The organism is Cellvibrio sp. UBA7671 (assembly GCA_002483145.1).
GTDB classification, from domain to species: domain Bacteria; phylum Pseudomonadota; class Gammaproteobacteria; order Pseudomonadales; family Cellvibrionaceae; genus Cellvibrio; species Cellvibrio fibrivorans.
In genome coordinates, this window is the sequence record DLHJ01000002.1 from 398216 (window position 1) to 421931 (window position 23716).

19 protein-coding genes are annotated in these 23716 nt (G+C 47.3%); 9 read left to right on the forward strand and 10 right to left on the reverse strand.

The window, feature by feature from the left end; all coding sequences use genetic code 11:
- Positions 1–132: 132 nt before the first annotated feature.
- Positions 133–1860, reverse strand: a complete 1728-nt coding sequence (locus tag B4E62_RS02170; protein ID WP_331350878.1) for a proline--tRNA ligase — start codon at positions 1858–1860, stop codon at positions 133–135.
- 126 nt (positions 1861–1986) lie between these two features.
- Between B4E62_RS02170 and B4E62_RS02175 the strand changes: the two genes are divergently transcribed.
- A complete protein-coding gene (locus B4E62_RS02175) occupies positions 1987–2409 on the forward strand; it encodes an HIT family protein (RefSeq protein WP_310072281.1) in 423 nt (140 codons plus the stop codon).
- A gap of 66 nt (positions 2410–2475) precedes the next feature.
- Here the strand turns inward: B4E62_RS02175 and B4E62_RS02180 are convergent, their stop codons facing one another.
- From B4E62_RS02180 to B4E62_RS02215, 8 genes are all read right to left on the reverse strand, one after another.
- Entirely contained in the window at positions 2476–2958 is a 483-nt protein-coding gene (locus B4E62_RS02180) for an HU family DNA-binding protein (protein ID WP_310072283.1), read from the reverse strand.
- Positions 2959–3303: 345 nt separating this feature from the next.
- The gene (locus B4E62_RS02185; RefSeq protein WP_310072285.1) at positions 3304–3804 is read right to left on the reverse strand and encodes a hypothetical protein; all 501 of its coding nucleotides are present in this window, start codon (positions 3802–3804) and stop codon (positions 3304–3306) included.
- Positions 3805–3816: 12 nt separating this feature from the next.
- Positions 3817–4263 (reverse strand): GNAT family N-acetyltransferase, encoded by a 447-nt coding sequence (locus B4E62_RS02190; RefSeq protein ID WP_331350879.1) that lies wholly within the window; start codon positions 4261–4263, stop codon positions 3817–3819.
- 1 nt (position 4264) lies between these two features.
- Positions 4265–5419: a cupin domain-containing protein gene (locus B4E62_RS02195; RefSeq protein ID WP_331350880.1), complete on the reverse strand. Its 1155-nt coding sequence runs from the start codon at positions 5417–5419 to the stop codon at positions 4265–4267.
- A 73-nt stretch (positions 5420–5492) separates the two neighbouring features.
- Positions 5493–6872 (reverse strand): adenylosuccinate lyase, encoded by a 1380-nt coding sequence (purB, locus tag B4E62_RS02200; RefSeq protein ID WP_331350881.1) that lies wholly within the window; start codon positions 6870–6872, stop codon positions 5493–5495.
- Between the two features lie 64 nt (positions 6873–6936).
- Positions 6937–7560, reverse strand: coding sequence for a high frequency lysogenization protein HflD (gene hflD / locus B4E62_RS02205; RefSeq protein WP_310072292.1), 624 nt, complete (start codon positions 7558–7560; stop codon positions 6937–6939).
- Between the two features lie 43 nt (positions 7561–7603).
- On the reverse strand, positions 7604–8737 hold the full coding sequence (gene mnmA, locus B4E62_RS02210) for a tRNA 2-thiouridine(34) synthase MnmA (protein ID WP_331350882.1): 1134 nt from the start codon (positions 8735–8737) through the stop codon (positions 7604–7606).
- A 64-nt stretch (positions 8738–8801) separates the two neighbouring features.
- On the reverse strand, positions 8802–9239 hold the full coding sequence (locus tag B4E62_RS02215) for an NUDIX hydrolase (protein WP_331350883.1): 438 nt from the start codon (positions 9237–9239) through the stop codon (positions 8802–8804).
- Positions 9240–9392: 153 nt separating this feature from the next.
- Between B4E62_RS02215 and B4E62_RS02220 the strand changes: the two genes are divergently transcribed.
- The 5 genes from B4E62_RS02220 (at position 9393) to B4E62_RS02240 (ending at position 17190) form a co-directional block, all read left to right on the forward strand.
- The gene (locus tag B4E62_RS02220; protein ID WP_310072298.1) at positions 9393–9845 is read left to right on the forward strand and encodes a hypothetical protein; all 453 of its coding nucleotides are present in this window, start codon (positions 9393–9395) and stop codon (positions 9843–9845) included.
- Positions 9846–10232: 387 nt separating this feature from the next.
- Positions 10233–11357: an efflux RND transporter periplasmic adaptor subunit gene (locus B4E62_RS02225; RefSeq protein WP_331350884.1), complete on the forward strand. Its 1125-nt coding sequence runs from the start codon at positions 10233–10235 to the stop codon at positions 11355–11357.
- Between the two features lie 94 nt (positions 11358–11451).
- Positions 11452–14532 (forward strand): efflux RND transporter permease subunit, encoded by a 3081-nt coding sequence (locus B4E62_RS02230; protein WP_331350885.1) that lies wholly within the window; start codon positions 11452–11454, stop codon positions 14530–14532.
- Between the two features lie 108 nt (positions 14533–14640).
- Positions 14641–15495, forward strand: a complete 855-nt coding sequence (apbC, locus tag B4E62_RS02235; RefSeq protein ID WP_331350886.1) for an iron-sulfur cluster carrier protein ApbC — start codon at positions 14641–14643, stop codon at positions 15493–15495.
- Between the two features lie 306 nt (positions 15496–15801).
- Positions 15802–17190: a PQQ-dependent sugar dehydrogenase gene (locus B4E62_RS02240; RefSeq protein WP_331350887.1), complete on the forward strand. Its 1389-nt coding sequence runs from the start codon at positions 15802–15804 to the stop codon at positions 17188–17190.
- A 56-nt stretch (positions 17191–17246) separates the two neighbouring features.
- On the opposite strand, the gene B4E62_RS02245 is transcribed toward B4E62_RS02240, so the two are convergent.
- Complete coding sequence (locus B4E62_RS02245; protein ID WP_310072304.1) at positions 17247–18614, reverse strand: glycosyl hydrolase; 1368 nt, start codon at positions 18612–18614, stop codon at positions 17247–17249.
- A gap of 275 nt (positions 18615–18889) precedes the next feature.
- On the opposite strand from B4E62_RS02245, the gene prfB reads away from it, so the two are divergent.
- The 3 genes from prfB to B4E62_RS02260 all read left to right on the forward strand — a co-directional run bounded on the left by prfB (position 18890) and on the right by B4E62_RS02260 (position 23636).
- Positions 18890–19985, forward strand: a protein-coding gene (gene prfB, locus B4E62_RS02250; RefSeq protein WP_310072306.1) for a peptide chain release factor 2 whose coding sequence is annotated in 2 segments (ribosomal slippage) — positions 18890–18961 and positions 18963–19985 — 1095 coding nt in all. Because the reading frame shifts where the segments join, the coding sequence is not laid out codon by codon here.
- A 66-nt stretch (positions 19986–20051) separates the two neighbouring features.
- Positions 20052–21548, forward strand: a complete 1497-nt coding sequence (gene lysS, locus B4E62_RS02255; protein ID WP_310072308.1) for a lysine--tRNA ligase — start codon at positions 20052–20054, stop codon at positions 21546–21548.
- Between the two features lie 435 nt (positions 21549–21983).
- Positions 21984–23636, forward strand: a complete 1653-nt coding sequence (locus tag B4E62_RS02260; protein WP_310072310.1) for a glycosyl hydrolase family 18 protein — start codon at positions 21984–21986, stop codon at positions 23634–23636.
- The last annotated feature ends 80 nt before the right edge of the window (positions 23637–23716 follow it).

Below are 23716 nucleotides of genomic sequence, written 5' to 3' on the forward strand. Positions count from 1 at the left end.
AGAAAAAAATAAGTACGACTTTTCACATCAGAAGAGAAGTGTGCGCTAGTCGAAGCTATTGTGGATTCTATCTGGGGGGGCGGATGACAAAGTGCCCCCTCGATAATTCGAGGGGGCACAGATAAGGTGGGTTTACACTTTCACAGTGGCTTTCAGGAAGCTCACAATATCGTTCACCGGAATTTCCTGTTTCTCCGCATCGCGACGCCCTTTGTATTCGATGCTGCCGGCCTCCAGCCCGCGATCGCCAATCACAATGCGATGTGGGATACCCATCAAGTCGGTATCTGCCAGCATGGTTCCGAGACGTGCCTTGTCTTCATCCATCAACAAGACATCCAAGCCTGCCTCTTGCAGTTGTGTATAAAGCTCTTCGCATTTGGCGGCAACAGCTGGGGATTTCTGCATGTTGATCGGCACTATGGCGATATGGAAAGGTGCAATGGAATCTGCCCAGATAATACCGTTTTCATCAAAATTCTGTTCGATGGCCGAGGCGACAACGCGAGTTACGCCAATACCATAACAACCCATAATCATGGTTTGCTCTTTACCGTTGACATCCAAGACCTTGGCTTTCATCGCTTCAGAATATTTAGTACCGAGTTGGAATATGTGGCCAACTTCAATACCGCGTTTAATTTCCAATGTGCCTTTACCGCAAGGGCTTGGGTCACCGGTCACTACATTGCGGATATCGGCAACCAGCGGTGCAGTCGCGTCGCGTTCCCAATTTACACCCGTCAGGTGGAAGCCATCTTTATTGGCACCGCAGACAAAATCCGAGAGGTGCGCAGCGGAGTGGTCAACAATCACGGCGATCTTCAGATCGACTGGACCCAGTGAACCTACGCCAACACCCAACTCCGCTTTGATGCGCGCTTCAGGTGCCAGTGTCAGTGGTGATGCGATACCGGTTAATTTCTCTGCTTTGATCTCGTTGAGTTCGTGGTCGCCACGTAATACCAGCGCTACCAGCGGCTGAGTTTTATCTTCGCGTACTTCACCCAGCACGATCAGGGTTTTTACCGTTTGTTGCGGGCGGACTTTCAGGAACTCACAGACTTCATCGATACTGTGTTTGCCTGGTGTTGCGACTTCCTGCATCACGTGTTGCGCGGCGGCGCGTGGTGTTGAAGGTGGCAGGGCTTCGGCTTTTTCGATATTGGCTGCATAGTCGCTGGCGTTACTGAACGCGATATCGTCTTCACCGCTATCGGCCAATACATGGAATTCATGGGAGAAGGCGCCACCGATTGAGCCGGTATCAGCCAATACCGGGCGGAATTGCAAACCCAAACGGGTGAAGATATTGCAGTAGGTTGCATGCATCACATCGTAAGTTTCTTGCAGGGACTCAGTGCTGGTGTGGAAGGAATAAGCATCCTTCATGATAAATTCGCGCGAGCGCATTACACCAAAACGTGGACGAATTTCGTCGCGGAATTTGGTTTGGATTTGGTAAAAATTCGCCGGTAATTGTTTATAGCTTCTGATCTCATTGCGGATCAAATCGGTAATCACTTCCTCATGGGTTGGGCCGAGGCAGAAGGGGCGGTCATGGCGGTCAGTCATGCGCAGTAATTCGGGCCCGTATTGCTGCCAGCGACCCGACTCTTCCCACAACTCTGCGGGTTGTACTACCGGCATCAATACTTCCATGGCACCGGACTTATTCATCTCTTCACGCACAATTTTTTCGACCTTGCGCAGCACACGCAAACCCATTGGCAACCAGTTATAGAGGCCTGAGGCCATTTTGCGGATCATGCCCGCGCGCAGCATCAATTGATGGCTGATAACTTCCGCATCTGAAGGTGTTTCTTTAAGTGTGGCAATTAAAAATCGGCTGGAACGCATAGTTATGACTTCTTGGTAGCTATAATGGGTTTCAAAGCCGCTTATTCTACGGCGGTTGGAGATATTGGTATAGCGCCTCGGGTGCTCCAGTGTCTATCTCTTGTCAAATAAAAGAAGGAAGGCACCATGTTTGAACTTCATCCTCGTCTTGCCCAAGACTCTATCGTTATCGGTGAATTTGATTTATCACTACTGCTGCTAAGCCGTGATGCTAATTATCCCTGGTGCATTTTGGTGCCCAAGCGCGAGGACGTGTATGAGATACATCACTTGGCAGAAGATGAGCAGCTGCAGTTGATTCGGGAGTCTTGTCGTTTGTCAGAGGTGATGACCAGCGTGTTTGATGCCGACAAAATGAATGTGGCGGCACTTGGCAACGTGGTGCGCCAGCTCCATATTCATCATATTGCTCGCTTTACCGACGACCCGGCATGGCCTCAACCGATTTGGGGTAAGCTCCCCGCAAAAGAATACACGGCGGATGAATTTGCTGAGCGCATCAAGCGCTTGCAAAATGCATTGGTGGGCGAAGGGTTTAGGGTTTTATAGATTGATTTGAGTATCAATAAAAAGCCCCGCTGTTGCGGGGCTTTTTGTGCAAGAAGCAGCGAGTATTTAAACAGCCATTTCTTTCAGTTTTTTCAGCGGGCGCACTTTTACAGAGGTGCTCGCTGGTTTGGCTTTGAACATCACTTCTTCGCCAGTGAAGGGGTTGATACCTTTGCGTGCTTTAGTGGCGGGCTTCTTAACGGTGGTAATTTTCAACAGGCCAGGGAATACGAATTCGCCCACGCCTTTCTTCTTGATGTGGCCTTCGATAATGTTGGTCAACTCGTCTAATACTGCTTGAACTTGTTTTTTGCTCAGTTCGGTTGAGTCAGCAATTTGTTGCAACATTTGGGTTTTGTTTTGGCGTTCAGCAATCGGCTTAACAACAGCGGGAGCAGCTTTAACAGCAGGTGCTTTTTTAGCAGCGGCTTTTGGTGCTGGTGCTTTTTTAGCGGCAGCTTTTGGTGCGGCTTTAGGGGCAGCAGCTTTAGCAGCAGGTGCTTTTTTAGCTGGAGCAGCTTTAGGGGCAGCAGGTTTTTTGGCGGCCATATTGGTTTCCTTCTATTTATTGATGAGTGGGTATGCTTATCTTTTGAACAAAGATGCTCGTGTAGTAATAGCGTAGTAACTAACTATAGTCACTACGTATAGCAACAACGTGAATTGCAGAGTCTGGTTGATCCTGGCAATACTCGTACAACAACTTTTATAACAAAAAGCCCTGCATTTGTAGGCTTAAACGGGCCTAAACGCGGATTGACGCTATATATATAGGATAAAAAAGTAATCGGCAACAAAAAATACGCTGCTTTTCCGGCAAAAACTGCTTTTTTTACGCGTTGTGAAGTTTGGCAACAGTTTTTATGGGTATTACCGGGGGGTAGGGCTTGCAGCTTAAATGTGCAGCACTTGGAATTCAGGCTCAAGTTCGCCATATTGCCAGAGGTAATTGAATTCCTCGCGCAAGGACTTTATTTCACTGGCGGCGGCACTATTAAAAAAACCGCGATACAGTGCATCGTCGTTTTTATAGAGTAGCTTGTCAGTATCACCCAGCATAAAACCCATTTCTTTATTGTTGGGCTCAACGGTCATTTTACGCACGAGGATTTTGGATGAAAGTCGCTGCGCAAGCCGCACAAGCAAGTGCCCGGTTTCGATCGCGGGTTTGGTATCTTTAATCAATATTTGCATTTGTGCATTGCGACTGGAACGCACAAAGTCTGATAAGTGCTGTACGCATTCTGGTGTGGCGTAGACAAGTGCATCCAGGTCGCGTGTGAGAATGGCGATTGAACGGCGACTTTGCGTGATCAATTGTTCGCTATAAGTGCGAAAATCCGAAATTCCATCCAACAGCCACAGCGTATCACTTGCTGATGATTGTTCAGCCATTTTATTGCTCCTTTAGTGCGGTAGATACATACGGACATGAGGTATTCCTGCATCCATAAATTCATGTCCTTCTGCAATAAAACCCAATGCTTCGTAAAAATGGCGGCGTTCAGTCTGCGCGTGTAAATAAATGTGATTCGCGGGCGCTGTTTTTTTGCAATAAGCGATTACAAACTGCATCAATTGATGGCCGATACCTTGGTTGCGAAAAGATTCGAGAATGGCAACCCGACCGATGTGATACAGATTATTTATGCCCGATGTCTCGTGCAATAATCGGGCACAACCTATGGCCTCGTCAGTTGCCGATAAGGCTAAAAAATGCATCGCTTGCTCATCCAATCCATCCCACTCATCTGCTGCAGAAACCTGTTGTTCGTGCATAAAAACATCGGTTCGGATTTTAGTTAAATCCGCTTTATGTTGCTGCCAGCTGGTGGGAATAATTGTGATCAGCATGCTATTCATCGACCAATAAGGTTTCCTGATTGACCAGTTGGGTAATTGCCGCGCGGTTTTGTGGATCTTGCACTAACTCTTTGAGTTCGCGCCAACTAATCTCCACTTCTTTACACACTAACTCAGCCAGCTCGCGCGAACAGCAAATCGCTTCGCCATCGGCAAATAATAAAGTACCCTTAGCATCGCTGTGGAAAGCGAGGCGAGCCGATGGGTGGCGCCAGAGCAATTCGCCATCAGCGAGGGCTGATTGCCACTCATCGGCATCGATATCCATCGGCTCTTCGTCGGTGTGATCCAGATATTTACGCTCAGTCATAAATTTTCCGAACCAATGGGCGATATTTTCTGCGGTTAAATGTTGTTGCAAAATTTTCTGTACTTGCGCGATAGCTTCAGCACCAATCTCGCCAGGATTATTCTGCAATTTCAAATCCGGGTCGCTAAAGCGCAAATCATCGGCAATAGACAATGCAACCTCCTGGCCGACCTCCGAAATAATATCGGCATGGCTGGGTGCGCGGAAACCGATTGAGTAGGTCATGCAGTCATCGCCTTGCGCATTGCCCCAGTGGGCAATCCCGGGCGGTATATAAAGCATATCGCCCGGTTCAACTACCCATTCGTCAGTAGTGTGGAATTCGCTCAGGATTTTTAAGCGGGTACCTTCAATACGCGGTGAATCGTTATCGCACATCTGACCGATTTTCCAATGGCGTTTCCCCAAACCTTGCAGTAAAAATACATCGTAATAATCAAAGTGTGGACCGACACCGCCCTTATCCGGTGCATAGCTGATCATAATGTCATCCAGACGCCAGTTGGGAATAAAACGAAATGCATCGAGCATTTGGTTTACTTCCGGCACATATTGATCGGCTGCTTGAACTAATAATGTCCAATGACTTTCTGGTAATGTCTCGAAAGTTTTTTCATCGAATGGACCGTTACGCAATTCCCAGGGCGTCGCACCTTTTTCCAATACGATGCGCGATTCAACTTCCTCTTCCAAAGCCAAGCCTGCTAATTCATCGGGCGAAAGTGGAGACTCAAAACCGGGAAAAGCATTGCGTATAAGCAGCGGTTTTTTTTGCCAGTAATCGCGCAGAAATTCTTCGATGGGCATAGCGCCGAGATGGGTAAGTGGTGCGGTCATTTTTATTACCTGAAAATAAAATGGGAATCAAAATAAGAAAGGGCTCTTGAAGAGCCCTTTATTTTTTCACGGTTTAGATCGCCTTGGCTTGATCCACCGCATTGCCAATGTAATTGGCGGGGGTTAAATCGCGCATGGTTTGTTTTGCGTGTTCGGGGATATCCAAGGTTTCTACAAATGCAGCGAGCACTTCGCGGTTAATAGTCTGGCCACGAGTCAGTGCTTTTAATTTCTCATAGGGTTCTGCGACGTTATAGCGACGCATAATGGTTTGGATTGGTTCGGCTAACACTTCCCATGAATTATTCAAATCTTCCGCGAGACGTGCACGGTTAATTTCTAATTTGCTCATACCTTTTAACGTAGATGCGTAAGCAATCATGCCGTAACCAAAACCGACGCCCATATTACGCAATACAGTTGAGTCGGTGAGGTCGCGCTGCCAGCGGGAGATTGGCAGTTTTTGTGCGAGGTGGGTGAAAATCGCATTAGCGATCCCCAGGTTACCTTCAGAGTTTTCAAAATCGATCGGGTTCACTTTGTGGGGCATGGTGGAAGATCCCACTTCACCGGCGATGGTCTTTTGTTTGAAGTAACCGAGTGAGATATAACCCCAGATGTCGCGGTCAAAATCGATCACGATGGTATTGAAACGTGCAATCGCGTCAAACAATTCAGCTATGTAATCGTGCGGTTCGATTTGGGTAGTGTAGGGGTTCCAGCTCAAGCCCAAGCTTTCAACAAATTCTTTCGCATTGGTTTGCCAATCTACATCAGGGTAGGCAGACAAGTGTGCATTGTAGTTACCAACGGCGCCATTAATTTTGCCGAGCAATTCCACTTCTTTAATGGTTTTTAACTGGCGACGTAAACGCGCAGCCACGTTCGCCATTTCTTTGCCCACAGTAGTGGGTGATGCGGTTTGGCCGTGAGTGCGGGAGAGCATGGAATCTGCCGCGTAATCGTGTGCGAGTTTGGCGATTCCGTCGATAATGGATTCAGCATCTTTCAGAAATACTTTGCGGCCTTCGCGCAGCATTAATGCGTGCGAGAGGTTATTGATATCTTCCGAGGTACATGCGAAGTGTACAAATTCCAACACGGCCTCGAGTTCAGGATTGCCAGCAAATTTGTTTTTAAGAAAATATTCAACCGCTTTTACATCGTGGTTGGTGGTGCGCTCGATATCTTTTACTGCTTGTGCATCGGCCTCGTTAAAATCAGTAACGATCTTGTCGAGAAATGCATTGGTCGCTCCACTGAATGCCGGGACTTCCTGAACACCTTCAAGGCGACTGAGTTGTTGCAACCAGCGAACTTCCACTTCTACGCGGAAACGAATTAATCCGAATTCGCTAAAAATGCTGCGCAGTGCGATGGTTTTGCTACCGTAACGGCCATCAACTGGCGATACAGCATTAAGCGCGTTGAGTGTGTTAAATGAATTGTCCATTGTGTTTCTCGTTTAAAGATTAAAAAATAAAATGCGAATTTGTTCACCGTGTTTTATGAATCAATTACATCCTGCGCAAAAAATCATCGACCTGTTGCGCAATATGCTTACGATAAAACAGGAGTTGCAAGCGGTTGCCGCCAACTTGTCGCCATAAGATTGCCGACCGCACTGAAGCGAGCAGCAGGGCGCGTATTTGGTTGGCGATGCGCTGTTGTTGCAGATAATTGTAGTCGCCATTAACTTGAATGCGAAAACGGAAGGTGCTCAGCGTTTCGGTATAGAGCGTGCCTAAATTGGCGATAACGTTTTCATGGGTAGACGAAAAATGTTGCGCCTGTTGCGCAACTTGTTCCAGACGGCTGCCAATAACGCCGAGCATATCGCGCCGGCCAGCGAGTTTTTTCTGCAGGTGTAGCACACCTAAACCATAGCGCAATGTTTCCCGGTGTTTTTGCGAGCCGGGGCGCAGTAGTTCGCGCATGACTTCGAGCCCGGTACGAAGGTTTTCCAGGTTCCCGCCATAAACGGCGAGTGTGCTCTCAGGATTGAGGTCGAGCATGCTTTCAATACTGCATTTATAGGCATCGGGCGGGACATGGCCTGTTTTTGCAACCTGTTCCACTAATGCAGTTGCTTGGAATACGCCTGCGAGGGCGAGGGTAATGTCTTGCCAGTTTTTGCTCACGCGAAATTCTCTCAGCTACTTGAAAAGGGATTTGATTTACGGGTTAGCGGTTGTCGGTAGATTCGATCACTGCACCACCGAGGCAGATGTCATGCTCATAAAAAACGACGGATTGGCCCGGTGTTACTGCGCGCTGCGGTTGCGCAAAACCCACATCCAGGGTGCCATCAGCCAACAGGGTTACTACGCACTCCTGATCGGGTTGGCGGTAGCGGGTTTTGGCAGTACAGGTAAAGGTAGATGAGGGCGGGGTGCCATTAATCCAATGGGCTTGCTGGGCAATTAAGTGATCGGTATATAAAAGAGGGTGATCCGTACCTTGCACTACTATCAGCACATTGCGTGTCAAGTCTTTCTGCGCAACGAACCAGGGCTCTTCGTTGGCACCTTTTACGCCGCCAATGCCCAACCCCTGACGCTGGCCAATAGTGTGATACATCAGACCCATATGCTCGCCGATCACCTTGCCGTCTGGGGTTTGAATCTCACCCGGTTGTGCGGGCAGGTACTGTTGCAAAAAGTCTTTAAAGCGGCGCTCGCCGATAAAACAAATCCCGGTGCTGTCCTTTTTGTTGTGAGTAACCAGACCGTGTTCTTCTGCAATCCGGCGTACTTCCGGCTTTTCCAGCTCACCGACAGGAAACAGGGACTTGGCAAATTCAGCTTCGCCCACCGCATGTAAAAAGTAACTTTGGTCTTTGTTGGGGTCTAGGCCTTTCAGCAGATGGGCATGGCCATTGCGGTCGGCCCGGCGCACATAGTGGCCGGTGGCAATCAGCTCGCCACCCAACATGCGCGCGTATTCCATAAAAACTTTGAATTTGATCTCGCGGTTACACAGGATATCCGGGTTAGGTGTACGCCCGGCCTTGTACTCTTCGAGGAAGTGTTCGAATACGTTATCCCAATATTCCGCTGCAAAATTAGCGGTGTGTAGCTTGATACCAATGCGTTCGCAGACCATTTCGGCATCCGCCAGATCGGCTTTGGCCGTACAGTATTCAGTGCCGTCGTCCTCATCCCAGTTTTTCATGAACAGGCCTTCGACCTGATAGCCCTGTTGTTTCAGGAGCAGGGCAGAGACTGAGGAATCAACACCGCCGGACATTCCAACGATAACTTTTTGGCCCTGGCCTATAGATGAGCTTGAGACGGGGGCGGGAAGAGCGTCTGACATAAGGAGCAACTGCTGGGAAAGGGAAAGGCGGGCATTTTACCCGCCCCGGCCCCTCACTGCCACCTTAGCCGACGACATTGAGGGGAAAGCGGCGCCCTGCAAGGTATTCTTCAATGATTTGCAGGGTCATGGGGCTGCGTAACTGGTCTTTGCGGGCCAGCAGCTCCTCATAGGTCAGCCAGACGGCTTCAATGATGCCGGTATCCAAAGTGCGCGCTGCATCATGACTGACGACGTTGGCAATAAACGTGGTGCGGAAGTAGGTGATACCATTGCTGGGCGCGGTATACAAATTCACACCTACTACACCAGTCAACTCCACAGTCCAGCCTGTCTCTTCCAGGGTCTCGCGAATTGCCGCTTCTTTTAATGTCTCGTTAGGGTCTAAATGGCCAGCCGGTTGGTTGTAAACTTTTTTGCCATCGGCCTCTTCGTACACCATTAGAAAACGATTATCGCGTTCAATAATGGTGGCGACGGTTACGTGGGGTGCCCAGGTCATAAATATTCCTTGGAAAAATCGAAAGAGCGCAAATCCTAGCAGACTTATCGCTAAATTCAGCGAGTTTCATTTGTTGATTTTTAGTCGGTTCTTTGGTTGAATCCGCCTAATCACGGACAGACATTAATCAACACATACAGCAAGGATGTTTATATGACCGCCACTGCATTAATTTTTTATCCTGAACCCTATGTTGGTTTTAATAAAACTCAATTGATTGAGCGCCATCTGTCTGCGGCAGGGGTGATAGGTTCAAAATTCAAATCTTCTTCTTTCTTTTCGGCTGGGCAAAATTTCCGCCATTTTATTCCCAAAGTTGATTCTATTCATAAATACCATTACGGCCTTATTCGTATCCAGATCCAAGCGGTTGGTGGGTGGGTAAAAGTGGCAGGTAGGGCTGCAATTCTGGATTGCTCAAACGTGGTTCTGGTGGAGGGCGATATCATCGGTTATCCGCTTGAACGGTATGCGGCCCTTCGTGAATTGCTTGCTCAAATTACCGGTGACCACTACGAGGTAGGTATTGTTCATGATCCTTTGGGGGGCGGCGTATCTGAGCCGGAGAGCAATTACTGCATTACCACCGCCGAGTTGGTCGATTGAGCTTTTATCATCCTTCATAACGGGCGATTAGTTCTGCTGACAGGTCTTGTCACTCCATTGTGGAGAATAGCGGCATCATTGAATGATGAATGTCATAACTTTGTGTTATGCCTAACAATTCGTTGGACAATGATCAAAAAGGGAATATTATTTGCCAACCGACCAGATGGTCGGCTGGTTTTCTCTGACAGCTAAAGCGGATAGGTCACTTTTACACTTTGTGACACTTGTTGGTTTTGGTTTTATATGTGGCTGTGCAACAATTCTTCAGCTGAAAAATGCCGAAGTTATGGTTGGGATACCTACGGTTTATCACCTCCTCCCTCCGTAGTCGCTTGCCAACCCCATATTTTTGAATCCTCTCTCCTTTCAATGGTTCTTCATCTTATGAACAATGCGAAATCAATCGGTATTGCTGCGGTAAGTCTTATCGGAATTGTGGCGATTGCTGCGGGCATTAAATTTACGCAGTTTTATGCTATGGGACAGGCTCAAGCTAGTACACCTCCTCCGTCCGAAACCGTCAGTACCTTCACCACGGAAATGCAAAAGTGGCCTAACAGTTACACGGCGATGGGTACTGTAGAAGCCTCCGAAGGTATTGTGATTGCCGCCGAAGTTGCCGGTAAGGTGAAAGAGATACGCTTTAAATCCGGTGAACAAGTTAAAAAAGGTACTGTGATTCTGGTGCAAGAGTCGGGTAATGAGCAATCGCAACTGAGCGCCGCGGAAGCGCGTCTGCGTTTGGCTAAATCAAATCATGAACGGTTAGTGGAGCTTCGCAAGCGCAATACTGTTTCGCAAAGTGAACTCGACACTGCCGTTCAGCAAATGGAATCTGCTGAAGGCGATGTAGGCGATTTGAAAGCTACTCTCGAGAAAAAAATAGTGCGCGCGCCTTTCGATGGGCGCTTGGGCATTCGTCAAGTGGACTTGGGGGAAGATCTACAAGTCGGTGGCGAAATTGTATCTTTACAAGCGACTAATAGTGTGCGCGTCAATTTCCCCGTACCACAATTCTGGTTGGTACAAATGAATCGCGGTTTGCCAGTTGAAGTCAACGTGGGCGATGGCTCTGATGCGACAATTACCGGTGAAATTACGGCGATTGGTGCAGAGATCAGTTCAGTAACCCGTAATGCAATTGTGCAATCCTATTTGCAAAACGAAAAAAATCAGTTGATTCCCGGTATGGCAGTTGAAACCAAAGTGACTTTGTCTGATCCGCAGGAAGTATTGGCTGTTCCAAGTACAGCAGTCATTTATGCGCCCTTCGGTGATACGGTTTTTGTAATTGAAGCCGGTGAAAAAGCCGGCACATTTAAAGCGCGTCAACAATTTGTACGCTTGGGTAAGGCACGCGGCGATTTTGTTGAAATCGTTGATGGCTTGAAAGTGGGTGATGTAGTTGCCAGTGCAGGCGCATTCAAATTGTTGAATGGACAAGCGGTAACGGTAAGTGCATTGCCAACACCGGAGTTCAAGCTCGAACCAACTCCAGCTGATAGTTAGTATTTGATTACCTGCTCGCTCCTCATTGTGGAGCGAGTGACAAGATCACACGCTTTACTTACTCCATAAGCCAAAAAGCCCATGAGCCTAACTTATGAAATTTACTGATATTTTTATCAAACGGCCGGTACTTGCCATCGTGGTGAGCCTGCTTATTTTAATTTTGGGTATACAGGCAGGTTCCAACCTGACTGTGCGTCAATATCCCCGTAGTGATATTTCCGTCATTATCATCAACACCGTTTATGTTGGTGCTAACGCAGAATTGGTGCGTGGATTCATTACTACTCCGATTGAGCGCGCGATTGCCTCCGCGGGTGGTATTGATTACATCGAATCGCAAAGTGCGATGGGTATGTCGACCGTCACTGCGCACTTGCGTTTGAATTACGACCCACTGAAAGCCATGACTGAAATTTCGGCCAAGGTGAATCAGGTGCGTGGTGATTTACCACCAGAAGCGGAAGTGCCTGCGATTCGTATCGAGGCAGCGGATTCTCAATTTGCTGCTGCCTACTTAAGTTTCAGTTCTGAAATTCTTGAACAAAACCAAATCACTGATTTTTTAACCCGCTCGATCCAACCGCGTTTAACGGCCGTTGCAGGTGTACAAAAAGCTGACGTGTTGGGTGGTAGAACTTTTGCTATGCGTATTTGGTTGAAGCCAGAACGCATGGCGGCGTTAAACGTAACACCAGTACAAGTGCGTGCTGCATTAGCGGCCAATAACGTGCAAGCAGCGGTAGGGCAGACTCGAGGCACCTATACCCAGGTTAATTTGCGAGCTGATACGGATTTAAAAAGTGTCGATGAATTTAAGCAGCTAGTTATTCGCAACTCTGCTGATGGCATTATCCGGTTAAGTGATATTGCTGACGTCGCATTAGGCGCAGAGAATTACGACACAGTTGTTAACTACTCAGGCGATACTGCGGTATTTATGGGGGTATGGGTTGCACCCAATGCAAACGCATTGGATGTAATGAAAGCGGTCAATAAGGAAATGGAAGCGATTAAGGCAGAATTGCCGACAGGTTTATCCGGCACAGTTGCCTATGACTCAACAGAGTATATCGACGCCGCGATTCATGAAGTAATCAAAACCCTCTCGGAAACCCTGTTGATTATTGTGATAGTAATCTTCTTATTCCTTGGGTTTAGCCGCTCGGTCATCATTCCGGTATTGGCGATTCCACTGTCGTTAGTCGGCGCATTATTTATTATGCAGGTCTGCGGTTTCTCCCTGAACTTGCTCACGCTACTCTCAATCGTACTTTGCGTAGGTTTGGTTGTGGATGATGCGATTGTGATGGTGGAAAACATCGAACGCCATATTCAGGAGGGGATGAAACCTTTCCCTGCCGCAATTATTTCCGCACGTGAATTGGCGGGCCCCATTTTGGCGATGACAGTAACACTGGCTTCTGTGTACATTCCAATCGGTTTACAAGGCGGTTTGATCGGGTCATTGTTTCGTGAGTTTGCGATAACACTTGCAGGAGCAGTGACAATTTCCGCGATTGTTGCAATTACTTTGTCGCCGATGTTGGGGTCGCGCATGTTGAAACCCCACACTGGTTTGAAGGCGCCGCTGGAAAAACCTTTTGAGCGTTTTCGTGAATGGTATAGTCGCAACTTGGCGGCAAGTTTGCAAAATCGCGTAGGTGTTTACATTTTTTGGATTGGTATAACAGCGCTCTGTTTTCCTCTCTATCTTTTTTCCGCGAAAGAGTTAGCGCCTACGGAAGATCAGGGCGTTATTTTCGGGATTGTAGAGGCTCAAGCCAACTCTACGGTTGATCAATCGTCGCATTACGGTAAGCAAGTGAATGAAGTCTTCATGAGTGTTCCTGAAACTGACTTTACATTTCAGTTGACCAGTCCGACCGGTGGTTTTTCTGGCATGGTGACTAAGCCTTGGGAGGAGCGTGATCGCGATGTTTTCCAAATCATGCCAGAAGTGCAACAAAAATTATCAGCGGTTGCTGGAGTGAAAATTCTACCAATTACGCCGCCGGCATTACCGGGTGGCGGCCAATTTCCAGTAGAAATTGTGTTGGCATCTACAGCTGATATCAAAGAAATCTATGAGCAAGCATTGAAGGTGCAAGACATCATGGCGAAATCGGGCATGTTTTACTTTACGACTCTGGACGTGAAAGTAGACCAGCCAGATTACAAACTGACCATTGATCGTGAAAAAGTTGCGGATTTAGGCTTGGATTTGCAAACAGTTACACGTGATGTAGGTACATTGTTGGGTGGTGGCTATGTCAATCGCTTCAATATGGCTGGACAAAGTTACAAAGTAATTCCGCAAGTGAAGCGTGTTGAGCGTTTAAATCCTGAGGATCTCGCTAATCTTTATGTTACTGGACCTGATGGCGGTTTGATTCGTCTGGATCAAGTTGCCGGCCTTACGCACAGCACAGAGCCTCGCTCGATCAATCGTATGCAACAATTAAACGCAGTTAAAATCAGTGGCGTTACTGGCAAGCCACTAGGTCAGGCATTGGCTCATGTAGAAACAGAGGCGCGAAAAATATTGCCTAAAAGTTACACCATTGACTACACCGGCGAATCGCGTCAATTAATTCGTGAAGGCAATACCTTTCTGCCTGCATTCCTAATGGCAATCGTGATGATCTTCCTTGTATTAGCGGCGCAATATAATAGCTTCCGTGATCCATTGGTTATTTTAGCTGGCTCAGTACCCTTAGCGATGTTCGGTGCACTTTTGTTCACCTTCCTGAAGATTCCTATGCCCATTCCGTTCTTTACCAATGGATTCACCAGCACACTGAATATTTATTCACAGGTGGGCTTGGTGACCCTCATGGGATTGATCGCACGTAACGGTATTCTGGTGGTGGAATTCGCCAATAAATTGCAGGAGCAGGGTGTCGCCAAGCTTGATGCAATTCGCGAGGCATCCTCGTTGCGTCTGCGTCCGGTGATGATGACTAGCGTCGCGACTATTGCCGGCCATACGCCCTTGATATTTGCGGCAGGTGCAGGTGCGGAGGCGCGCAATGCGATTGGTATTGTGTTAGTGCTCGGTATGACGATTGGTACTTTCTTTACCTTGTTTGTATTGCCCTCGGTGTACATGCTGCTTGCCAAAGATCATCAGCATGATCGCGAAGAGCTTGAGCATTTGGCTGAAGCTAACTAAAGCAGCCGATTACAAAAAAGGGTGCCAATTGGCACCCTTTTTTGTTAGGGTGCGACCAAATTCATTAGCAGAAATTTGAGTGCTGAATAGCGTTACACAGAGGGTTCTATGGCAAGCAATCAAAGTACAACACATCATCAAGCGATCCCGCAGGTAAAAAATATTATCGCGGTTGCATCGGGTAAGGGGGGAGTAGGTAAATCCACTACTGCCGTTAATCTTGCACTGGCGTTAGCAGCAGAAGGTGCGCGGGTAGGTATTTTGGATGCGGATATTTACGGCCCCAGTCAACCGCAAATGTTGGGGGTAGGGCAGCGCCGCCCGGAAGTGGTTGGTGACCAGGGTAAGCAGCAAATGCTACCGATCAATGCTTACGGTATCCAATCGATTTCCATGGGCTATCTGGTTACTGAAGATACTCCAATGCTCTGGCGTGGCCCTATGGCGACGGGAGCGCTGCAGCAATTATTGATGCAAACCCGCTGGGATAATTTGGATTATTTAATCATCGACATGCCCCCAGGTACCGGCGATATACAAATTACGCTCGCCCAAAAAGTACCAGTAACGGGTGCGGTGATTGTTACCACACCACAGGACATAGCTTTGCTGGATGCCAAAAAAGGCATAGAGATGTTCCGCAAAGTCAATGTGCCAATTTTAGGTGTAATTGAAAATATGGCGATTCATATTTGCTCCAACTGCGGCCATGAAGAGCATGTTTTTGGTGAGGGTGGTGGCGAACGCATCGCGCGCGATTACCAAACAGAATTGCTCGGTTCTTTGCCACTGGATTTATCCATTCGTGCAGATGCAGACCGGGGTAAGCCTTCAGTGGCTGCTGATCCCGAATCGGCGATTAGCCAAAAATATCGCGCAATTGCGCGTAAGCTAGTAGTTAATGTACAGCAACATAATCAAAGTAACCAAGTGTTGCCGGATATTGAAATTTCGGATGATTAGTGTTCTTTAACGAAAATTATTGGCCCGGCTCGCTCAAACGAGTCGGGTATTTTTTTATTCAGTTACGTGGTTTCTATTATTCAGTTCTTCACAGGGATTCTTATGCTGAAAAATATCGTGTGTATGTTCTGCACCATAAGTGTGTTGCTGGTAGTTAGCCCACTGGTTAATGCGGGTTCCTATACCCCTAATGTTGACCAGTGCGATGGGTTCGCCCAATTACCTGTTGTAACCCAGGCGGGAACCTGTTTGGGGTTGGTCGCGGCGCGCAGTCCAAAAAATCCATTTAAAATGCCACGTACATTGGTGCAAACTCCCGATGATAAGTTGCTCATTGTTGATATGGGAGCTTGGGTGCCGCGCAAGGGGCAGTTGCTGCTTTTGGATTACCGAAATCCTGATGCTTCAGTCAAAATTTTATTAAGTCACTTAAATTTACCACATAAAATTTTGCAGGGGCATGATGGGAAAATATATGTTGGTGAAGCTAATCGTATACAGCGTTTTTCATGGAAAAACGGTCAGATAGTTGATCTGGAGACGGTGGTCGATAATTTGCCTGTTGATGTTGATTATTTACATCCGCTCAAAAATTTTACATTTGATGAGCAATCAAACCTGCTGGTTAATATCGGTAGTTCATCAGATCGTTGTAACAAAAAAGCGCCACTCACTGATTGCATCAATGGCAAGGAAGCGAGTATCCGTCGCTACCGCCTAGATAAAAAAACAAATAAATTTTCCTCGGATTTTGAAATCATAGCGCGCGGCCTTCGCAATTCCATGGCATTAGTTGTGCACTCATCTGGAACTATTTTGCAGGCTGAAAATAGTATGGATTTTCCCGAGGCCGATGAGCCTTACGAAGAATTAAATGTTATTGAAGGTAATAAATTTTATGGTTGGCCTTTATGTTTCAATCGCAATATGAATTTGTATGGTAGTAGCTGTAAACAAGCTGACTATCAACAACCTTGGACATTGTTGCCTCCCCACGTTGCTCCGCTGGATATGCTTTACTACTCACATACAAAATTACCTGCGTTACAAAACAAATTGCTTATGAGTTGGCATGGTTATCGTGTGGCAGGCAATCGTTTAGTCAGTTATGCAATTGATAAGCACGGTCGCCCCGAGTTACAGCAGAGTGCGATTTTCTTTCGGGCGCCGGCTACATTTGAAGGTGCTTATACTCAACATACCTTTTCTCCAAAAGGTGGCTTGGGGGAAGGGCAAAAAAATATGAGCGATAAAAATGTAGCGCAACACAGTGAAGTAATTTCGCAGTGGCATGAAGTTCCAGGTTTGCGGCCTGAGGGTGCACCGGTAGGTCTTACACAAGCACAAGATGGCAGTATCTTTATTGTGGATGATCGCAATGCAGCGATACTGCGCTTATCTGTTGGGAAAAATTATCAGATGCAGAAGGCGCCTGAGCGGGCAGTTATGGCTAAATCATTGGTTCCGCCTGCTGCGGTCAGTGTGATTTTGCAAGAGCGCTGCGCACAATGTCATAGCGGACTTTTGCAACAGTCGAATAGTTTGTTAACGATTAATAATTGGCTAAATAAGCAAGATGGAAAAACACAAATGGAATCCAAGATATTTGAAGATAAAAATTGCCCTATGCCGCCCGATAAAAGTTTAACGACGGAAGAGAAGAAAATACTGATGGACTGGTTTGTGAGTATTTGATTTTGATGAAAAAGCCCTCACGTTTGAGGGCTTTTTTGTTGGACTTTTTTCAGCGTTCAGAAAGTTGGCAGTTCATCCAATGTGATGACATTGTTGTGATTGTAGACCTTGGTTTTGTGCGCGTTGGTGTTGTAATACTCACCCGTCCAGAAGTTATCTTTATGGGTAACACCAGCGCCCTCGGCAGTGTGTCCATCGTTCCACACCATAAACCACAGCCACCATGCGCCATCAGTTGCAATTTTATCTGGGTCGGGAATGTAACTATTTTCGCTCAGTGCAACCATTTTGTTTTCAAACGGGTATTTGCGTGCTTGTGTATAAGTGCTGATTTGCGATTTATAAGTTTTGTTATCAGTGCTGTCATAAATATCGTGGCTGACGATATCCACATATTCATCGCCGGGATACCAAGCGGCGTTTTGTCCATTCCATACCCATAACAAATTATGGAGCCCGTGATCGTTCGTCAATCGGTTGTAAATGTGTCGCCATAATAAAATTTGGGCAAAGGACTGCGGTACACCATCGGTGCGTGTACGCCCCCACCAGAACCAGCCATCACCGTTGTTACCTGACGCTTCGTGCAGCGGACGCCAGAGCACACTTACACCGGCATCATTTAGTTTTTTCAGTTCAACGGCGATTAAATCAATGCCGGCATTGATGTGGGCGAAAGCTGCGCTGCCTGTATCCAATGCGCCATCTTTAACAGGTATCTGGAAGTTGGTGTCTTTAGTATAAAACTGGGCGTCATTAACACTTGCGGTATTGAGCAATGCCGGATCGCGCCAGTGCCAGGCGAAAGTCACCAAGCCCCCCTTTTTGGCGTAATCGATAGCTTCTTGTGTTTGTTTAACGCCCTCGACCCAGTTGGCAGTCATGCCATAGTTCATAAAATCGTAACCCATTATGGCAGGGTATTTACCCGTATCAGTAAACACGCGCTCCGCCATATCGATGGAATCTTTCCAGGTTAAATCCTGCTGCCCCGAAAGGGTTTTTTGTCCCCAGATGCTCTTCAGGTAAGTGTAAATTGCCTGAGTTTTCGCATTTGCATTGGGATCGGTTGGCGCTGTACGTGTTGCTGTGACAGGCAGGCTAGTGCGGTTAGCTGGGCAGAATTTTTGAGCTATGCAGTATTGGCTATTTTCAAAACTCCAACTGCCATTATCACTGGCGCAGACATTCCACTGCTTGCCATCAACCGTGCATTTAGCAAGCGCGGCAAGGCTCGATGACGATACTTGGGATGAGCTACTTGATGCGATTGAACTGGGGGCGATGCTCGAAACAGGGGGGCTGGATGCCGGTTTGGATGCGGTAGGTTTAGATGAGCCACCTCCTCCTCCGCCACAAGCCGTTAACACTAAGGTGATACCCAGACAGATTGCACCTGTAGCAAATTTGGTTGAACTCTTCATTAGGACTCCGAGCTTATTATCATTTTGGATTATGGGGTTATTAACCAATGTAACCGGTTACTTTGTAAGTATACATACGCTAGATGCTTTCAGATAGTCCGATTAGATCTTAGCCGCAGGAAAAACTGATTTTTTAAGCGGTGCAGAGGCTTAGCTACTTGCCAGTCATCGCTACCTGCTGTGTGATTTGGCCTCAAGAGTCATCTCATGTAGAATGCGCGCCTCGCTTTTTCTGCCTGTTTCAGGCCTAAACCCAGACTAAATTGCGCATCATCATGGAAATTAATCCCTTATTACTTGCCCTTAAAGACCTGACCGAGCGCACTAATGTGCTTAGGGGGTATCTTTGACTACGATCTTAAAAAAGAGCGTCTAGCAGAAGTTGAACTTGATCTCGGCGAGCCGAGCGTCTGGGATAAACCTGAGCGTGCCCAGGCGTTGGGACGTGAGCGGGCAGCCTTGGAGATGGTGGTAAAAACCATCGATGATCTGGATAACGGCGTGCGCGATTCGCGCGAGCTGCTCGACATGGCTGTGGAAGAGGATGATGAATCCATGGTGGCCGATGTACAGGCCGAGCTGGAGCGCCTTGATAAACAATTGGGCGTGCTGGAATTCCGCCGCATGTTTTCGGGCGAGACAGATGCGAACAATGCGTATCTTGATATCCAATCCGGTTCAGGCGGTACTGAAGCGCAGGATTGGGCTGAAATTGTTTTGCGTATGTATCTGCGCTGGGGTGAAGCCAAAGGTTTTAAAGTGACGCTGGAAGAAGTGTCCGCTGGTGATGTGGCCGGCATCAAAAGCGCCACCATTTATTTTGAAGGCGAATATGCCTTTGGTTGGTTGCGCACCGAAACGGGCGTGCATCGTTTAGTACGCAAGTCACCATTCGATTCTGGCAATCGTCGTCACACCTCTTTCTGTTCGGTATTTATCTCACCGGAAATCGATGACAACATCGAAATTGATATTAATCCCGCCGATTTGCGTATCGATACCTACCGCGCCAGTGGTGCTGGTGGTCAGCACATTAACAAAACGGATTCGGCTGTACGTATTACACATATTCCAACCAACATTGTGGTGCAGTGCCAGAACGAACGTTCGCAACACGCCAACCGCGATAAAGCCTACAAAATGCTGCGTGCAAAAATGTACGAGCAGGAAATGCAAAAGCGCAACGCTGAAAAGCAGGCGATGGAAGATAATAAATCCGATATCGGTTGGGGTAGCCAGATCCGTTCGTATGTACTGGATGATTCGCGCATTAAAGATCTGCGTACCGGCGTGCAAACATCGAATACCCAAGCAGTGTTGGATGGCGATCTCGACCAATTTATTGTCGAAAGCCTTAAAGCCGGTTTGTAATTTATTTTTTGGTTAATCCCTAAATTTTTTCAGCCCTAAACCTTTTATTAATGATCAGTGAAGACTATGAGCAACGAAATCAATTCAGCACAGCCAGATGCACATGACGAAAATAAATTGATCGCAGAGCGCCGTCAAAAGCTGTCTGCGATTCGCGAAAAGGGCAACGCATTCCCTAATGACTTCCGTCGCGGTGACAAGAGCATTGATCTGCAAAAACAATTTGGCGAAAAAACCAAAGAAGAATTGGAAGCACTGAATCATGTGGTTAGTGTTGCCGGTCGTATCATGGCAAAACGTGGCCCGTTTATGGTTGTGCAGGATGGTGAAGGCTCAATCCAGTTGTATGCTGATAAAGCAGCGCAAGAAGTTATCAAAGACAAATGGGGTTTGTGGGATATAGGCGATATCGTTGGGGTTAAAGGCGCATTGCACAAATCAGGCAAAGGCGATTTGTATGTGAATTTGGAGGAGTACCAACTGCTCACCAAATCCCTGCGTCCGCTGCCAGACAAATACCATGGTCTGAGCGACCAGGAAATTCGCTATCGCCAACGCTATGTCGATTTGATTGTGAATCCGGAAGTGCGCGACACATTCCGTTTGCGTTCACAGTGCATCAGTTTTATCCGCAATTACATGAGCGGTTGTGGTTTTATGGAAGTAGAAACGCCCATGTTGCATGTTATTCCAGGCGGCGCATCTGCCAAGCCATTTATTACCCATCACAACGCATTGGATATGGAAATGTTCCTGCGTATCGCGCCGGAATTGTATTTGAAGCGTTTGGTCGTTGGTGGTTTTGAGCGTGTGTTTGAAATTAACCGTAACTTCCGTAACGAAGGTGTTTCAACTCGCCACAATCCAGAATTCACTATGATGGAGTTCTATCAAGCTTATGCTGATTACAAAGATTTGATGGATTTAACGGAAGATTTGCTGCGTAAATTGTGTATTGAGGTGACTGGCGGTACCACGCTGAAATACCAAACCAGCGAGTACGATTTTGGCAAGCCATTTGTTCGCCTGTCTATGTTTGATTCTGTATTGCATTACAATCCACAAATTACGGCAGAGCAATTAAGCAGCGTTGAAGGTGCTACCAAAGCGGCCGAAGATTTGGGTTTGAAAATTAAACCCGGCACTGCACTCGGAAAAATCCAAACCGAAATTTTTGAAGAAACCGTTGAGCATAAACTGGATCAGCCAACATTTATTACAGAGTACCCAATTGAAATATCGCCGCTTGCACGTCGTAGCGATCACAACCCGGCAGTAACTGACCGCTTTGAATTCTTTATCGGCGGGCGTGAGTTGGCGAATGGTTTCTCTGAGTTGAACGATGCAGAAGACCAGGCTGAGCGTTTTATGCAACAAGTGCGCGAGAAAGATGCCGGTGATGACGAAGCAATGCATTACGACGCTGACTTTGTGCGTGCACTGGAATACGGTTTGCCACCAACAGCGGGTGAGGGCATAGGTATCGATCGCTTGATTATGCTCTTTGCCAATGCACCGTCAATTCGCGACGTATTGTTGTTCCCGCACATGCGTCCGGAATAACGATCGGAAGTGAAAGTAGCGCCTTCAGGGCGCTATTTTTTTATCTGTACTTTTCTATGCTCCGTCTTGGTATCTTCGAATAAAAAATATTGGTTCACGGTTCGACTTTTTTTATAGCGTCAAAATGTTAGTTTGTTCGTGTTTTTATACGGTAAATGCTTGCATTGCACAAAAGATATACTTATTCTCAGTGGCAGTCTCTTGTCTTGATTTAAGTTTGTCCTCCCGCCCGTACCGGAAATTTCCCCAGATATTGATGTTCCTTTTACCTTGCTGGTTTCTGTGTATTTGCAAATGACAACGTTGACAATAGCTGACCGGCGAATATAAAAAGGTTTTAGCCTTATGCAACCGCCATTGACGGTGAGAGATTTTTGTTGCGATTCGCCAACCCCGTTTCCTTAACTAACGATAATGAAAGGATAAATAACGTCGATGAAAAAAATACTTTCACTGGGTGCGCTACTCAGCGTTTCCTTAGCCTCAATGGATGCCTTTGCCGTAAGTTGTGCTGGTTTGCCACAATGGAATAGCAGCAGCGTTTATACCCAGGGCAATAAGGTCCAACATTTGAATCGTGGTTATACCGCGAATTACTGGACCCAAGCGAATAATCCGACCACTTCATCAGGACAGTGGGCACATTGGACCGACAATGGTGTTTGTGATGGCGCTACCTCCAGTGTTGCTCCAAGTTCTGTGGCCCCAAGCAGTTCACGTTCTTCAAGCTCTCGCTCATCAACACCAAGTTCAATAGCGCCAAGCAGTGTTTCATCATCAGTTGGCAGTGTTGGTTCTTGCCCTGCCTTTGTTGCGGGCACTAGTTATGCTGCCGGTGCGGTGGTGATTAATGCCGGTGGTGCTTACACCTGCCAGGTTCCGGGTTGGTGTTCATCAACGGCAACTTGGGCTTACGCACCAGGCACGGGTACTTATTGGCAACAAGCCTGGACTGCCGGTGGCAATTGCCCGGGTACCAGTGCATCCAGTGCGAGTACATCTCGTTCCAGTTCCAGCAGCTTGGTACCGTCATCGGTTAGTTCATCCAGCGTGAGTACATCGCGCTCCAGTGTTTCATCAGCAAGCAGTAGTTCCGTAGCGCCGAGCAATGGCAGGGAATTGGTAGGCTATTGGGAAAACTGGCATTGGCCGTTGGAAGTACCAGCGACAATTCCTAATTACACTGTATTGAATATTTCATTCCCTTCAATCAATGCCAATGGTTCGCTCTATCTTGGTAATGATGGTGGCGTGCAAAACAATCCAACCGCAGAACAAATTTCTGCAGCAAAAGCCGCAGGCAAAAAAGTATTGCTGTCGATCGGCGGAGCTAATGCGACTTTTGTACTGAACAACCAAACGCATGAAGATAATTTTGTAAACTCTTTCATCGCGATTAAAGATCAGTTTGGTTTGGATGGTATTGATATCGATACCGAAAAAGGTTTGCATACCAATCCAAATGCGCAAATTAGCCAAACCAGCCCGCAATATTCAGCGGATTATCTGGTGCGTGCAATCAAGCGTTTGAAAGCGCGTTATGGTGCGAACTTCCTGCTGACTATGGCTCCTGAAACTGCACACACCATAGGTGCGAACCTGCCCAATAACTGGTTGGGTCAATACAACTGGGGTGTTTATTTGCCACTGATGAATGCATTGCGCGACGACATCAGTTGGATCCAAATGCAGTACTACAACACCGGTTCTATGCCAGGCAAAAATGGCCAGTTCTATAACTCTGCAACGCAAGACGGTTTGGTGGCTTGGACAGAAGCGCTGATCGAAGGCTTCCCAATTGGCAGCACTGGCGTAAGTTATCTGGGCCTGCCTGCTAACAAAGTGGTGATCGGTTTGCCAGCATCTACTTCACCCGCTGCAGCCGGTAGTGGTTACACGAATCCTACTGTTGTGAAAGCGGCAATACGTTGCTTGCGTTCCGGTGATTGCGGTAGCGGTTACAAACCAGCAAAAACCTATCCAGATCTGCGCGGTGTGATGGCATGGTCTACGTGGGAAGATGGTTTAACGGGTTATGCTTTCTCGAATGCTCTGAAGGCTTGTGCGTTGAATAATCAATGTAACTGATAGCGTTAGATCGCGAGTAAAAAATCCCCACTGGCCGCGAGGCTAGTGGGGATTTTTTCATTTAGATATTGATGAATAAA

Coding starts and splice junctions, on each gene's coding strand:
- B4E62_RS02170 (WP_331350878.1), bottom strand. CDS start 1,860: ATGCGTTCCAGCCGATTTTTAATTGCCACACTTAAAGAAACACCTTCA.
- B4E62_RS02175 (WP_310072281.1), top strand. CDS start 1,987: ATGTTTGAACTTCATCCTCGTCTTGCCCAAGACTCTATCGTTATCGGT.
- B4E62_RS02180 (WP_310072283.1), bottom strand. CDS start 2,958: ATGGCCGCCAAAAAACCTGCTGCCCCTAAAGCTGCTCCAGCTAAAAAA.
- B4E62_RS02185 (WP_310072285.1), bottom strand. CDS start 3,804: ATGGCTGAACAATCATCAGCAAGTGATACGCTGTGGCTGTTGGATGGA.
- B4E62_RS02190 (WP_331350879.1), bottom strand. CDS start 4,263: ATGCTGATCACAATTATTCCCACCAGCTGGCAGCAACATAAAGCGGAT.
- B4E62_RS02195 (WP_331350880.1), bottom strand. CDS start 5,419: ATGACCGCACCACTTACCCATCTCGGCGCTATGCCCATCGAAGAATTT.
- purB (WP_331350881.1), bottom strand. CDS start 6,872: ATGGACAATTCATTTAACACACTCAACGCGCTTAATGCTGTATCGCCA.
- mnmA (WP_331350882.1), bottom strand. CDS start 8,737: ATGTCAGACGCTCTTCCCGCCCCCGTCTCAAGCTCATCTATAGGCCAG.
- B4E62_RS02215 (WP_331350883.1), bottom strand. CDS start 9,239: ATGACCTGGGCACCCCACGTAACCGTCGCCACCATTATTGAACGCGAT.
- B4E62_RS02220 (WP_310072298.1), top strand. CDS start 9,393: ATGACCGCCACTGCATTAATTTTTTATCCTGAACCCTATGTTGGTTTT.
- B4E62_RS02225 (WP_331350884.1), top strand. CDS start 10,233: ATGAACAATGCGAAATCAATCGGTATTGCTGCGGTAAGTCTTATCGGA.
- B4E62_RS02230 (WP_331350885.1), top strand. CDS start 11,452: ATGAAATTTACTGATATTTTTATCAAACGGCCGGTACTTGCCATCGTG.
- apbC (WP_331350886.1), top strand. CDS start 14,641: ATGGCAAGCAATCAAAGTACAACACATCATCAAGCGATCCCGCAGGTA.
- B4E62_RS02245 (WP_310072304.1), bottom strand. CDS start 18,614: ATGAAGAGTTCAACCAAATTTGCTACAGGTGCAATCTGTCTGGGTATC.
- lysS (WP_310072308.1), top strand. CDS start 20,052: ATGAGCAACGAAATCAATTCAGCACAGCCAGATGCACATGACGAAAAT.
- B4E62_RS02260 (WP_310072310.1), top strand. CDS start 21,984: ATGAAAAAAATACTTTCACTGGGTGCGCTACTCAGCGTTTCCTTAGCC.